Here is a 13,960-nt window from a genome sequence, read left to right as displayed (position 1 = left end):
CATGAGTTATCTTGCCTTAGCGCGAAAATGGCGACCAACGAAATTTAATGAAGTAGTCGGACAAGCTCATGTCTTGACTGCGCTTGAAAATGCATTAGCACAAAATAGATTGCATCATGCTTATCTGTTTAGCGGCACTCGTGGTGTTGGAAAAACGACCATCGGTCGATTGTTTGCCAAAGGGTTAAACTGTGAAACGGGTATCACCGCCACTCCTTGTGGTGAATGTGATACATGCCGTGAAATTGACCAAGGACGCTTTGTTGATCTCTTAGAGATTGATGCTGCATCACGCACTAAAGTTGAAGATACTCGTGATTTACTGGATAACGTGCAGTACAAACCTGCACGTGGTCGCTTCAAAGTTTATTTGATCGATGAAGTTCATATGCTCTCTCGCCACAGTTTTAACGCTTTGCTTAAAACGTTGGAAGAGCCACCTGAATATGTGAAGTTTTTACTTGCGACGACTGACCCGCAAAAATTACCTGTTACTATTTTATCGCGTTGCTTACAGTTCAATCTTAAACCAATTAGCGTTGAAAAAATCCATGAGCAGCTAGAGCATATTCTATCAGTCGAACAAGTAGCTTGTGAATCAAGAGCACTAGGTATGATAGCGCATGCGGCCGACGGTAGTATGCGTGACGCACTGAGCTTAACCGACCAAGCCATCGCCTTAGGCAATAATCAGGTTATGGTTTATGTTGTTGCTCCCATGCTTGGCACGTTAGATACTGACCAAGCATTGAACTTACTACAAGCCATCAGCAGTAAACAGCCACAAACAGCAATGAATAGTGTAGAGTCTTTGGCTCAACATGGCGTTGATTGGGATGGATTGTTACAGCAAATCGCGATGCAATTGCACCGCATTGCTATGTATCAAACCTTACCTGCTACACTGGATAAAATGCAGCCAGATGCTGAAAAAATTCAGCTATTGAGCAAAGCATTGAGCCCACAAGATGTTCAGCTTTATTACCAAATTGCGTTGAAAGGTCGCGAAGATTTAGCCTTGTCACCGACGGCGCGTGTTGGTTTAGAAATGATTGTCTTACGTATGATGGCGTTTCGCCCTGCGTCAGTGTCGCTGGTCAATACTATTAGCACAGATGTGTCTAAACCTAGCGAACCTCAAGCTCAACAGTCAGCACCAGTTTCTAGTGTTGCAGCTCCATCTCAAACCGCACCCAGACCAAATGTTACTCCTGCGCAGCCGGTAGTATCGACAGAACCGCAACCTGGTTACCCTAGCTACGAGGCGGATCGAGAGTACGATAGTCGCTATTCTGACATGAATTATGATGACTCTAATGCAATGGACTATGTACCAGAAGCATATTCGCACGCGTCATCAGCACCCCCAGTTTCTCAACAACCGGCCACACCGCCACCAGCACAGTCGGTTTCACCGATAGCAGGGTTACGCCATCAATTGCGCTCTCAGCGTAAAGGGTTAGCTCAACCAGTAAAAGGTTCTAATCCAACAAGGAACGGTGGAAAAAAGTCTAATGCGGCATCTGCTCAACCTGAATCTGTGCTTGAACGCGTTGCGTCGCACGGTAAATCAGCACGGATGTCGCCTGCATCAAAAACCAAGACTGAGAGCGACCAACCTCTTGGTAATGAACCTTATCAATGGCGTCCAACACAGACTGAGGTCATTGAGCCACAACAGAAAACTGAGCTGACACCCACTCAAATTAAACAAGCTTTGGAGCATGTTAAAACCCCTGAAATGGCGGCGAAGTTGTTGGAAGAGTCGGTAGCCAAAGACCCGTGGGCAGCATTGATTCAAAAACTGAATACAGCAAAATTGGTTGAACAACTGGCGTTAAACTCTGTCTATCATAAATCAGGCTCATCAATCGAGCTGACATTAAGAGCGAGCCAAGCTCATCTCAATACCGAACGAGCGCAAAGTGAATTATTGCAAGCGCTCAATGAAGTGCTCGATGAAGAGTGTCACCTTAGTGTGACCATCGGTGAACAAGGTGAAACGCCATTAGAGCTCAGAGAGCGGCTGTACCAAGCAAGGTTAGAGCAGGCTTTTGCCAGCCTGGAGAGCGACCCTAGTGTGGTGTTTCTACAAAAGCGCTTTGAAGCTGAACTTGACCGCGATAGTGTGAGACCAATTTAATCAAATTAACCGTGTGTGGGGTTGAATCTATTCTTTAGTAACCCCACTTTATGTGAAACACCCAATGAAACCAGAGAGATAAACATGTTTGGTAAAGGCGGTATGGGCAACTTAATGAAGCAAGCCCAGCAAATGCAAGATCGCATGCAAAAGCTTCAAGAAGAAATCGCAAATATGGAAGTGATTGGTGAATCTGGCGCAGGTCTTGTAAAAGTCACTATTACTGGTAGCCACAGCGTACGTCGTGTTGAGATCGATGAAAGCTTGATGGAAGATGACAAAGAGATGCTTGAAGATCTTATCGCAGCGGCATTTAACGATGCGGCACGTCGCGTTGAAGAAACTCAAAAAGAAAAAATGGCTTCAGTAACTGGTGGTATGCAACTACCACCAGGCATGAAAATGCCGTTTTAACCAACAAGCAGGTTATTAATGCGTACCAGTCATATGCTGGAGCATTTGATGGAGGCCTTACGTTGTCTGCCTGGGGTTGGCCCCAAGTCAGCTCAACGTATGGCCTTTCATTTGTTACAGCGCGATAGAAAAGGCGGCTTACAGCTAGCCGATGCTTTAAGCCAAGCGATGACGGAAATTGGTCATTGCAGTGAGTGCCGAACTTTCACCGAAGAAGAAACGTGTAATATTTGCACCAACCCCAAGCGCCAAGAAAACGAGCAATTGTGTGTGGTAGAAAGTCCAGCAGATATTGCCGCCGTCGAGGCAACGGGCCAATATTCTGGGCGCTATTTCGTGCTTATGGGTCATCTGTCGCCATTAGATGGTATTGGTCCGAGTGATATCGGTTTGGATACTTTGGACTATCGCTTGCAGCGTGGTGGCATTTCAGAAGTGATTCTAGCGACCAACCCAACGGTCGAGGGAGAAGCAACAGCGCACTATATTGCTGAATTGTGCCGAGCTCACCAAGTGTCCGCAAGCCGTATTGCTCATGGTGTACCTGTTGGTGGAGAGCTTGAGCTAGTCGATGGCACAACGTTGTCTCACTCGCTACTTGGGCGGCAAAAGTTGTAATTGGCTTGAACGCGCCCTAAAGATCAAAAGCCGCTGTGATAATCGCCAGCGGCTTTTTCATTGAACGTTTTATTGGTTGGCCTTTTTCAAGAAATGAATGGCTACTCTTGATGATTATTCAACCAAGAGGTAGCTAGGTTAAAAGCTCCAATTCAGTAATGTTCTGTAGTGCTTCTTGGGCTGTGTTGCCACAAATTATCGGACAAGCCTTAAACTGGTGGCATACTTTGGGCCGTTCTGGCTTGCCAAACAACTTACATAGATTATCGTCATTAAGTTGAATGCAACGAACCCCTGCCGGTTTACCATTTTCCATGCCTGGAATTGATGAAGAAATACTAGGGGCAATACAGCATGCGCCACAACCGAGTCGGCATTCCATAACATTGTCCGAGAGATAAATTAGGCACGCATCCTAGCAGATATTAGTAGGAATCGCAGCGTCTGTGGTGAATTTTTCTCCTTGAATTTTCTACGCCACAGCGGTATAACACGCCCCCATTCGTTAAGTTAGTCGTTAAGTAAGAAGTCATCCTATGAATACACCATTTTGGCAAACTAAATCCCTAGAGCAAATGACTGAGCAAGAGTGGGAGTCGCTTTGTGATGGGTGCGGTAAGTGTTGTTTACACAAATTAATGGATGAAGATAGTGATGAAGTGTATTACACCAATGTCGCTTGCAGTTGGTTAAATAGCGATACTTGTTCGTGCAAAGATTACCCAAATCGATTTAATTCAGGTGAAGAGTGTTTAAAGCTGACCCGCGATAAAATTGATGAGTTTAACTGGCTACCTGATACGTGCGCTTACCGCCTAATGTCGGAAGGGCAGTCTCTACCACAGTGGCATCCGTTAATCACTGGCTCCAAAGAGGCGATGCACGCTGCGCAAGAAAGTGTCCGTAATAAAGTGGTTTATGAAATCGATGTTATTGATTGGGAAGACCATATTTTGAATCATCCCTCGCGTTAGGGAAATGAACCAAGCCCTTCCAAGCATTTAATGTCTGAGTAAATCGTTATGCTGCTGATTATGATGAGTGGTATTGATTTACTCAATAATCAGTGTGCGTTATCCAAGTAGGTTGAACCTCATAATAACAGTAGTAAACCGCCAATCGTTGCCGCAGCGGAAAGATATTGCCCTGCCGAATAGGAGTCATCTTCCTCTTCAGGGATCTTGTCTGGGTGGTCTAAGCCTAATGCACCGTGAGCAAAGGATTCTACTTTATCCCCAACGGTTTTTTCCTTGTTTTGATCAACTTTGTTATCTTTTTCAAGCTCCTGCAATGCGGCAAGTAATGCTTTTCCTTCATCGGATAAAGTCACTTTATTTTGCTCGACTTTTAGCGGAGCAGCTGCGCTTGCCTCTGGTGTAGAGCTTGCTTGAGTTTTTACCGATTGACTTGAATACAGCTTAGCTGCGCCTGTTCCTACGGGTGTCATACTTCTCTCCTAAAATATGCCCTCAGACAATGTATCGACAGATATACAAAAAACTTGTGCAAAAAAATCGCAATTTGTATGAAATAAACACAAGCAAAAACCGCGCCTATTTATCCGAACAAATCAGACAAAAGACGCAGTCTATTTGATTGGCTATTTACAGGAGAGCTCTGCATTTCGTGTAGCAAGTTGTTTATAGGCTTGCATACGATTGTTCGGTTGGATAAAAGCAGTGGGAACGGGCAGTACCTCTAGTTGAAAATCTGGAGAAAGCGGCTGAATTTTTTCAACTGGGGTAATAACAACGATCTTCAAATTTGGATTGCGACGAAAAATAGAATTTGCAGTACCTAATCCCTGTTGTGTGTGGAATTTACCTGCAATATGCATGACTTGTGAGTTAGGGTGATCAGTCAAATATTCAACAATACTTTCTGCCATGGTTTCATCCCAGGTGATTTGTGCAGCAAACTGATTTTCTGTTTGTTCGGCAGATCCGTGATGCATCGATGCCATGAATTTTTCTTTATATAAAGATGAAGACATATCAACTTGTCTGGCAACATGTTGTCGTTGTTCTGCTGGCAACCTATCAAGATATTCTATGCCGACTTTTCCTATGCAGCGTACAATCGATTTAGGAGCATTCGCCGCAATGGTGTCGATGTTGTGCGCTTTGGCGTATTCAACCAGTGGGCGGTAGTCACTTTCATAATTTGGCCACGCATTCGCTTGAGAGATAAGGTATTGCTCACCAATTTCGCCTGCAAGATAACGATTGAGTACTGGTTGGCTATCGCGTGAAAATTGTTCCATAGACAAAGCGACATCTCGTTTTTGTAGGTTGAGTTGTTCGAGTAGATCAGTTTGAAAACGGTGGATAGCTGGGTGCGTATGCCATTCTCCAACCAAAATAACATCAGCATTTTTAAGCGCCTGAGGTAGGGCTGTGAGAGCGATTGGCTCTCCTTCAGGAGAGGCTAGTTGGTAATCATAAAAGTGTGTGACTGGCTTAGTCGAGTATGTTGTACAGCCCATAAGCCATAGGGATAAAGCAAAATAAATAATCGTGCGCATGAGAGCCTCCATTTAAGTTTTAGATAGTAATGGAGGCGTTGTTAACTTGCAATATAATGAGAATCGTTATCAGTTATTCTTTCTGTAAACGCTGATCATAAAATCCGCCTCACATTCAAATATCTCGGCGTTTTTCAAATCAGATCTTAATTCATCACTGGCTCGCCATGCAAACGGGGTCATCTGCAGTAAATCAAAAGCATCGGCGCCGCTAAGGGACATTCTATAATTAAGCTGTTGTTGGTGTTCTAATGTGAATCCAGCGATTATTTCAGGCGTTTCATCATGCAGCTGTACGGTTTGGTAGATACCTTGTTTGAGCTGGTATAAATGGCGACCCGCTGGCGTAACGGTAATTACGATACCATTAGCTTGAATGCATCGGTTAAGCTCATCAGCTTTGCACGGCGCATAAATCCGCAAGACACCATCAAGTGAGTGATCTGCGAAAGGTAGGCGATGGCTTGATGCGACAACAAAATTGACATTCGGATAACGCTTGGCGGCATAGCGAATCGCGATTTTAGAGATGTCTAAACCATAAGTGGTTGCCTGTGGTGCTTGGTCTGCCAGCGAATGCGCGACAAACTGAGTGTAGTAGCCTTCGCCGCAGCCAATATCTAAAAATTGGTATTGTGAACCTTGCAAATAGTCACGACATAACTGGGTAACAGCTTGACGCATCGGGTCATAATGTCCACCTTCGAGGAAGCGGCGTCTTGCTTGCATCATCTCCTTATTGTCACCGGGATCTTTTGAACGCTTGTGCTGCACAGGCATTAAATTCACATAGCCTTCTTTTGCGCGGTCGAACTGGTGATTATTTTCACATCGGTAGTTTTGTTGATTAAGTGCAAGAGGCTGGTGGCACAGGGGACATTGGTAAGTCATAACGACCTCATGGAGATATTCAAGGCGGCAAGTTTAACGGTATTAGCGTTAAATAAAAAGGGTGGGAAAGTACCACCCTTATATGATTGCGCTTATACAGAAAGACGAGTGATCAACTGGTGGCTTTCACCGGGTTGCAAGGTTTTACCTGCAGACAAACAAGGTGCATGTAGTGTTGATTCAACACATAACATGGTTTGGTAGCCATCATCAGGCATGTCGGCCATTGATTGTGCTCCTGCTGCCCAGGGGTTCCAAAGTACCGCCGAGTTATGGCCGCTATTTTCAACAGTCAGTGTTCTATTGAGTTTAGCGTCAGCAATCTTAATTTGAGCCTCTGGCGCAGTATAAACACGGTCAATGGTATCGGTGAGGAGTAATTGTTCACCGCCTTGACATACCTTCGCATTCTGTAGGCTATCGATATATTCACGGCCCATACCAGTAGTGGTAGTTTGGCTAATATCGCCAACATTGAGATAAGTATGCAGTGCGCCAGAGAACGTCCATGCTTTCTCATCAGTGTTGGTGACTTCAAGGGTGAGATTTAATGCATCACCAATTTCTACATACAGACGTGCTTGGAATTGATAAGGCCAGATAGCCAACGTGTCGGCTGTTGCTTCCAGTCCAAGAACGACGATGACGCCATTGTCGTTTTCTTTATGTTCAACCAGCGTCCATTCACTAGTACGTGCAAAGCCATGAGCTGGTGCGGCAATACGGCCAAACCATGGCCAACAAACAGGAATGCCGCCTCTTAGTGCTGCTTTTCCATCAAAAATTGCACTATCACTCATCCAAATAAAATCATCTTTGCCAGCTGGGGTGAATGACACAACGTGGCCGCCATGTAAGGCAATACCTGCGGTTGCTTTATCGTGAATAACACGAACGATTTTCACACCATCTTTTTCAACGATGGTGACGTTATCAGAAAGAAAAGTAAGCGTTGGAAGAGAGTGTAAGTCCATAAATGCCGTTCCTCATGCAGTTCCTGCCAGACAAACGGGTAAGGAACCGGTTGGAGTTGTCCAAAGCGAGTCCCTAGGTAAAGGGACAGATACTAAAAAGGCGACACAATGGCCGCCTTTATTCTCAACGAATTTCTTCGCTAAACACTTACATTATTTAGAAACGTGAGCGATTAGGTCTAGAACTTTGTTTGAGTAACCGATTTCGTTGTCGTACCAAGATACAACTTTAACGAAGTTGTCAGTTAGAGCGATACCAGCTTTAGCATCGAATACTGAAGTTTGAACTTCGCCGATGAAATCTTGAGATACAACTGCATCTTCAGTGTAACCAAGAACACCTTTAAGCGTAGTTTCAGAAGCTTGCTTCATTGCAGCACAGATAGCTTCGTAAGATGCGCCTTTTTCTAGGTTAACTGTTAGGTCAACTACAGAAACGTTAGCAGTTGGTACGCGGAAAGCCATACCAGTTAGTTTGCCGTTTAGTTCTGGAAGAACAACGCCTACTGCTTTAGCTGCACCAGTTGAAGATGGAATGATGTTTTGAGAAGCACCACGGCCACCGCGCCAGTCTTTAGCTGAAGGACCATCTACAGTTTTTTGAGTCGCAGTAGTTGCGTGAACTGTAGTCATAAGGCCTGAAACGATACCGAAGTTGTCGTTTAGAACTTTAGCGATAGGTGCTAGACAGTTAGTAGTACAAGAAGCGTTAGAAACGATGTCTTGGCCTGCGTAAGATTCGTGGTTAACACCCATAACGAACATTGGAGTTGCGTCTTTAGATGGACCAGTTAGAACAACTTTCTTAGCACCAGCAGTGATGTGCTTACGTGCAGTTGCGTCGTCTAGGAATAGACCAGTTGCTTCAGCAACTACGTCAACACCGAGTGCATCCCACTTAAGATCTTCAGGGTTACGCTCAGCAGTTACACGTACAGTTTTACCGTTTACTACTAGGTTACCGCCTTCAACTTCAACAGTACCGTTGAAACGGCCGTGAGTTGAATCGTACTTCAGCATGTATGCCATGTAATCTACGTCGATAAGGTCATTGATACCTACAACTTCGATGTCATTGCGCTCTTGCGCTGCACGGAATACGAAACGACCGATACGGCCAAAACCGTTAATACCTACTTTGATAGTCATTGTAGTTGCTCCACAACTTAATTTCTGATTAAAGATAAACTGGTAGTAAAATTACAAAATCCAGTAAACATCTGCAACAGATAATCGGACTTAACTTGTTCAAAGTCAAAAAAAACTGTCGCTTTTTTTCACAATCCGTCGCAAGTGATTAAAATTTAGACTTTAAGTGGCTTTCGATTACTACCAGCTGGCGTAAAATACTTTAGAGCTCTAAAGCATTTAAGAAATTCTAAACCTACCGTTTTACGGAGAGAAAGTATGTGCTACAAAGAGCTGGCTGTGCAAGTTTTTAGCACAAAAAGAATGGTCAAATTTTGAGAAAAGGAAGTTTTGTTAAGTGGAACGAAAGGTCGAAAATACCATGAAGCCCGATGAATACTGGCGTGAGAAGCTGACTGATGATGAGTTTTATGTATGTCGTCAGCGTGGAACTGAAGCTCCATTCAGCGGCAAGTTATTGCACAATCGTGATACAGGGGAGTATGTATGTACTTGTTGCGAAGCGCTGTTATTTACTTCCACCAATAAATACGATTCAGGTTGTGGTTGGCCGAGTTTTGATGCGCCAATTAACGACACCGCTATTCGCTATTTAGAAGATAGAAGTCATGGAATGGTACGCACGGAGATCCGTTGTGCTCAGTGTGATAGTCATCTTGGGCATGTTTTTCCTGATGGGCCAAAGACGACGGGTGAACGATTTTGTGTCAACTCTGTGTCGTTAATTTTCAACAAAAAGTGAAAAAGCGGTGAGTTTCTCACCGCCTTTCGTTTTATCGTTACAGGTTTTAAAGCTAATAAGTGATAGCCCTATGCCCTTCCTACTTTAAGTTGCAGCGGTGTTGGCTACGTTCGCTCCACCCAATTACATAGTTTATCTATGCTCATAGAGATGAACTCACTTAGCCGGCTACCTGCAACTTGAAGTTGTTTGGGTGTTTATAACTCTGATAGATTCGAAGGCATAAGAGACGCTTTGAATTGCCCATTTTCGATCGCCTCTGTTATTTGATCCGCAATGAGATCTAACCTATCGAATTTCTCTTGAGTGAAGCCATACAGTAATTCAAGCTCGGCTTCTGAGGCGACAGGTACATTGAATGCCTTACCGACCATCGCCCAAATGTACGCTTTTTCTTTATGTTTCAGGATCTGATTGGTGCTTGCCAACGATTTAATAATCTCGATATTAACTGGTTTACCTTTGCTGAGTTCAAGCGAGTGAGTGAGTAAGGCAATACTTTTCTCTCTATCTCTGTTGGTATAAAAAGTAGCAAGCGCATACTGCATTTCTGCATTTTCAAGCTCAGGTTTTCCTTCCAACTGTAAGAATTGACGCTGAGCTTGTTTGTCACCGATTTGACTCCACAAAAAGTAAAGTGATTGTGCTGAGCGTGATTGTTTCAGTTCTTTAACGATGCGATCCAGATCATTCCCCGAATTGACCAGAGCCTCAAAACGTCGCTGCTTAAGCTTGGTTTGGTCTATGGCTTGAATTTGGGAGGCGAGCTCAAGGCATTTTCGATAAGATTTGACCAAACCATATTCTTCAATTTTGTTTTTATCTGTAGGGTTCTTTAGTACCTCAAAGCGGTGCCAAATTAAATCGGTACGAGGAATTCTGCACTGACCATCATCCATATTGAGCTGTTCACAGCGTAAGTTTGGATTATCAGCGCAGAGCTTTTCAGTATTCTTATTGTTTTCAAAGCAGCCACTAGCAAGCAGTGGAAAGCAAAGAATTAGCGTAATTTTTATGCGGTTCATTGTCTTAGCTTGTGATCAAATACACTTATTTATTTGGCTTGCCTTGACTCAATAGATTGGCAAGTTATGTTTGTGATGAATTTGTTAATCAAGGACACATCATGGATGCCAACCAATTAATTAACGCCATCACACCTGAAGCTTATGAGCGTTTATTACACGCTGTGGAAACGGGTAAGTGGCCTGAGGGTACACCACTTTCTCAAGAGCAGCGAGACTCATGCATGCAAGCTGTGATGTTGTATCAATCTAAGCATAATCTAGAAGCTGATCATATGACAGTTGCCGCCGGTGGTGAAATTAGCTTGAAGTCAAAAAGTGAATTGAAAAAGCGTTTTCAAGAAGGGCAAGAAGATATCGTGCGAGTTAACCCCAATCACGATTAAGCTAACAGTGTCCAAGGTGATATTAAAAAGCCCTATCTAGATAAGACGGGGCTTTTTATTGTCCATAGTTTAATGCAGATGAAATTATACCAACGCGTTATAGGCTCATTTCACCACGCAGTACTTGCTGCATTTTTGTTTTAACTTCCTCATAGGAGAGGTTTTGACTAAGTAAGTAGTGAAGTTTTGCTAATGCAGCTTCTGGCGTCATGTCATAGCCGCTAATTACACCTGATTCTGCCAGTGCACAACCCGTCGCGTAGCCACCCATGTTGACTTTGCCTGCTAGGCATTGCGTCAAGTTGACAACAATCACGCCACGCTCAGAGGCTTCTTTTAAATGACCTAATAATTCAGGGTTTTGTGGTGCGTTACCGACACCGAAGGTGAGCAAAATCATTGCATTTACCGGTTGCAATAAGGTGTTGCGAATAACCTCGTGTGAAATACCTGGGTACATTGTAATCACTCCAATTGGTTGCGGGGTGATGTTATGGACTTTAAAAGTACCTTGAGGTTGTTCGTTGACCTTAACACTATTGCTGATTTGGATGTTAATTCCAGCTTCAAGTAAAGGAGGCAAGTTTGGTGAAGTAAAGGCATTAAAACCATCGGCGTGAGATTTCACACTGCGATTGCCTCTCATCAATTGATTGTTGAAGAATAACGTCACTTCATTGATGGGATAATTGGCCGCAATATGTAAGGCATTAAGTAAATTTGCTTGGCCATCAGAACGAAGTTCAGCCAGTGGAATTTGCGACCCAGTCACGATGACAGGCTTACCTAAATTTTCTAGCATGAAGGAGAGCGCAGATGCCGTGTAGGCCATGGTATCGGTACCATGTAGGATCACGAAACCATCGTATTTATCATAATTATCACGAATATCGTTGGCTATTTGTTGCCAATCTTCAGGGGTCATATCGGAAGAGTCGATCAGAGGATCGTATTCGTGGATGGTAAACTCAGGCATTTCAGGACGGTGGAACTCGGGCATGCCTGCTAATTGTTTTTCCATGAATCCCGCAATTGGGACGTAACCATGGTCGGATTTTAGCATACCAATAGTGCCGCCAGTATAGGCGATGTAAATATGTTTTCTTGCCATTGCTAGAAACCACTCGTGTAGGGGGGAACAGAGCGGCGATTATAGCGTATTCAATCAATATAAAAAGGGGCGCTTTACACAAAGCGCCCTAGAGTATTATTTAGTTAATAACAGTTATTTTTATTGTACTTGGCAGTTAAGACAGAACGCATATTGTCCTTTTGGATCATTAAAACTGCTGAGTATATTGGCATCTTGCACCAGTTGTTTGGCTGCCGGTTGTAGTGCGGCAGGCAGTATCAAAGATACATCAAACTCAAAGTGAGCTTGTACTTGGCTCATGATATCTTGTAGGAACTGTTGTGCCGGAGTGAGTGCTTCTTCTACCCAGTAAATATTATAGGTTTCCAGCTTCGCTAATTCCGCTGCCAGTTTTACCGCGTCATCAAAGTCACCCATTTGGTCGACTAACCCATGGTTCATTGCATCTTGCCCTGTCCAAACACGACCTTGAGCGATGCGGTCAACTTGCTCGGTAGATAAACCGCGGTTTTCACCGACAAGGCTAATGAAACGATGGTAACCGTGTTCTATGCCTAATTGAAGTGCATCGGCTGCACCTTTTGGTAGGCCGGTGGTCACCCCAACACCAGAGAATGGAGATGTGCCAATACCATCGGTATAGACCCCTAGCTTGTTGAGGCCTTTTTCAAAGGTAGTGATGACGCTGAAAATACCGATTGAGCCCGTTAATGTGGTTGGCTGAGCAACGATTTTATCCGCGCTCATGGAAATCCAGTAGCCACCGGAAGCCGCTAGGCTCGACATGGAAACCACGACCGGTTTTCCGGCGTCTTTCAATGCTTGGATCTCGTTACGGATTACCTCAGAAGCAAAGGCACTGCCACCCGGGCTGTCGACTCGCAACACAACGGCTTTTACTTTATCGTCATTACGTGCTTGGCGAAGTAAAGTTGCCGTTGTATCGCCACCCACAGCGCCGCGTGGCTGGGAGCCATCCATAATCGCACCACTGGCCACAACAACTGCCACATCATTCATCTCACTATTAAATTGCGGTGTTATGGTCGCTTGGTATTCGTAGTAACTCATTGCGTTGTAGCTATCTTCGCCATTGCTACCGAATACTTCGGCTAATTCACGGCGTACTTGCTGGCGAGTGGCGAGTTCGTCGACCAAACCGAGTTTCAGCGAAAGCGCGGCAAGGTCACCATTAGTGGCTTTTAGCTGGGTAAGGAATTCTTCCATTGATGGGTTAAGCGTTTGGGCATCAATTTGGCGATTGGTTGAAACATCATCGATGTACGCGCCCCATAGCTGCGTTAACCAACGAGAAGCTGACTCTTTGGCAGCCTGTGACATGTCATCGCGAATAAAAGGTTCAATGGCAGATTTGTAAGTGCCAACACGAAAGACGTGCGTATTGACATCTAACTTTTCTAGCAAGGTTTTATAGTACATAGAATATGCACTATAACCTTTGAGCATCACCGCACCATCAGGCGCTAAGAACACTTTGTCAGCGTAGCTGGCTAAGTAATATTGACTTTGGTTATAGAAGTCACCAATAGCGTAAATTGGCTTACCCGCCGCTTTGAACTCATTGAGTGCTTTAGCTATGTAGCGCAACTTAGTCAGGTTCGTCTCAGGCATTTCACCTAATGCTAAAACTAAGCCGGTGATTTTTGTGTCATTCTTTGCATGGCGAATAGTGTCAACCACGTCAAACAGCACATTTTCTTTTGGCAAATCCTGACCAAAAAATGAACCAGCTACCGAATCCATTGGATTCACATAGGAGCTTTGTTCAACGATAGGACCAGACAAATTGAGCACCAAGGCCGATTCTTTGTCTACGGTCGGAAGAGGGGATTCTGCATGTACATACAAAAAATAAATAATGGCGATACTGAGCAAAAAGAATATGTTGGTTAAAGCCACTCTTACAAAAGTAATAGCTTTCCAAAAACCTTTAAAGATCAAGCCGATAAATCTAAATAGTGATTTCATTGCCTCTCCACT

The 13,960-nt window shown here is 44.1% G+C and carries 15 protein-coding genes; 6 read left to right on the top strand and 9 right to left on the bottom strand.

Annotation, left to right across the window (positions count from 1 at the left end; genetic code table 11):
* The first annotated feature begins 1 nt into the window (after position 1).
* From dnaX to recR, 3 genes are all read left to right on the top strand, one after another.
* Positions 2 to 2,143 (top strand): DNA polymerase III subunit gamma/tau, encoded by a 2,142-nt coding sequence (gene dnaX / locus EYW48_RS15930; RefSeq protein WP_277432663.1) that lies wholly within the window; start codon positions 2 to 4, stop codon positions 2,141 to 2,143.
* Between the two features lie 84 nt (positions 2,144 to 2,227).
* Positions 2,228 to 2,557 (top strand): YbaB/EbfC family nucleoid-associated protein, encoded by a 330-nt coding sequence (locus tag EYW48_RS15925; RefSeq protein ID WP_053310179.1) that lies wholly within the window; start codon positions 2,228 to 2,230, stop codon positions 2,555 to 2,557.
* A gap of 18 nt (positions 2,558 to 2,575) precedes the next feature.
* A complete protein-coding gene (recR, locus tag EYW48_RS15920) occupies positions 2,576 to 3,175 on the top strand; it encodes a recombination mediator RecR (RefSeq protein ID WP_277432662.1) in 600 nt (199 codons plus the stop codon).
* Between the two features lie 133 nt (positions 3,176 to 3,308).
* Here the strand turns inward: recR and EYW48_RS15915 are convergent, their stop codons facing one another.
* Entirely contained in the window at positions 3,309 to 3,557 is a 249-nt protein-coding gene (locus tag EYW48_RS15915; RefSeq protein ID WP_080996331.1) for a YkgJ family cysteine cluster protein, read from the bottom strand.
* 154 nt (positions 3,558 to 3,711) lie between these two features.
* Here EYW48_RS15915 and EYW48_RS15910 point away from each other — a divergent pair, with 154 nt between their 5' ends.
* On the top strand, positions 3,712 to 4,149 hold the full coding sequence (locus EYW48_RS15910; RefSeq protein WP_168522795.1) for a YcgN family cysteine cluster protein: 438 nt from the start codon (positions 3,712 to 3,714) through the stop codon (positions 4,147 to 4,149).
* Positions 4,150 to 4,268: 119 nt separating this feature from the next.
* On the opposite strand, the gene EYW48_RS15905 is transcribed toward EYW48_RS15910, so the two are convergent.
* From EYW48_RS15905 to gap, 5 genes are all read right to left on the bottom strand, one after another.
* Entirely contained in the window at positions 4,269 to 4,622 is a 354-nt protein-coding gene (locus tag EYW48_RS15905; protein ID WP_168786771.1) for a hypothetical protein, read from the bottom strand.
* A 153-nt stretch (positions 4,623 to 4,775) separates the two neighbouring features.
* Positions 4,776 to 5,699, bottom strand: a complete 924-nt coding sequence (locus EYW48_RS15900; protein ID WP_172531932.1) for a ChaN family lipoprotein — start codon at positions 5,697 to 5,699, stop codon at positions 4,776 to 4,778.
* Between the two features lie 69 nt (positions 5,700 to 5,768).
* A complete protein-coding gene (gene rlmA / locus EYW48_RS15895) occupies positions 5,769 to 6,590 on the bottom strand; it encodes a 23S rRNA (guanine(745)-N(1))-methyltransferase (RefSeq protein WP_176312979.1) in 822 nt (273 codons plus the stop codon).
* 92 nt (positions 6,591 to 6,682) lie between these two features.
* Positions 6,683 to 7,564 carry a D-hexose-6-phosphate mutarotase gene (locus EYW48_RS15890; RefSeq protein ID WP_277432661.1) on the bottom strand — a complete coding sequence of 294 codons (882 nt, stop codon included), beginning with the start codon at positions 7,562 to 7,564 and terminating at the stop codon, positions 6,683 to 6,685.
* Positions 7,565 to 7,717: 153 nt separating this feature from the next.
* Positions 7,718 to 8,713 (bottom strand): type I glyceraldehyde-3-phosphate dehydrogenase, encoded by a 996-nt coding sequence (gene gap / locus EYW48_RS15885; RefSeq protein WP_277432660.1) that lies wholly within the window; start codon positions 8,711 to 8,713, stop codon positions 7,718 to 7,720.
* A gap of 337 nt (positions 8,714 to 9,050) precedes the next feature.
* Between gap and msrB the strand changes: the two genes are divergently transcribed.
* Positions 9,051 to 9,455, top strand: a complete 405-nt coding sequence (gene msrB, locus EYW48_RS15880; RefSeq protein WP_053310167.1) for a peptide-methionine (R)-S-oxide reductase MsrB — start codon at positions 9,051 to 9,053, stop codon at positions 9,453 to 9,455.
* A 197-nt stretch (positions 9,456 to 9,652) separates the two neighbouring features.
* On the opposite strand, the gene EYW48_RS15875 is transcribed toward msrB, so the two are convergent.
* Positions 9,653 to 10,480 carry a DUF2989 domain-containing protein gene (locus tag EYW48_RS15875; protein ID WP_053310166.1) on the bottom strand — a complete coding sequence of 276 codons (828 nt, stop codon included), beginning with the start codon at positions 10,478 to 10,480 and terminating at the stop codon, positions 9,653 to 9,655.
* A 101-nt stretch (positions 10,481 to 10,581) separates the two neighbouring features.
* On the opposite strand from EYW48_RS15875, the gene EYW48_RS15870 reads away from it, so the two are divergent.
* Complete coding sequence (locus tag EYW48_RS15870; RefSeq protein ID WP_277432659.1) at positions 10,582 to 10,866, top strand: DUF1315 family protein; 285 nt, start codon at positions 10,582 to 10,584, stop codon at positions 10,864 to 10,866.
* A 97-nt stretch (positions 10,867 to 10,963) separates the two neighbouring features.
* On the opposite strand, the gene ansA is transcribed toward EYW48_RS15870, so the two are convergent.
* The gene (gene ansA / locus EYW48_RS15865) at positions 10,964 to 11,977 is read right to left on the bottom strand and encodes an asparaginase (RefSeq protein WP_053310164.1); all 1,014 of its coding nucleotides are present in this window, start codon (positions 11,975 to 11,977) and stop codon (positions 10,964 to 10,966) included.
* A 120-nt stretch (positions 11,978 to 12,097) separates the two neighbouring features.
* Complete coding sequence (sppA, locus tag EYW48_RS15860) at positions 12,098 to 13,948, bottom strand: signal peptide peptidase SppA (protein ID WP_261917968.1); 1,851 nt, start codon at positions 13,946 to 13,948, stop codon at positions 12,098 to 12,100.
* Between the last annotated feature and the right edge of the window lie 12 nt (positions 13,949 to 13,960).

The sequence above is a fragment of the Vibrio sp. 1180_3 genome (assembly GCF_029478545.1).
Lineage (GTDB): Bacteria > Pseudomonadota > Gammaproteobacteria > Enterobacterales > Vibrionaceae > Vibrio > Vibrio aestuarianus.
This window is presented reverse-complemented; position numbering and strand designations above follow the sequence as displayed.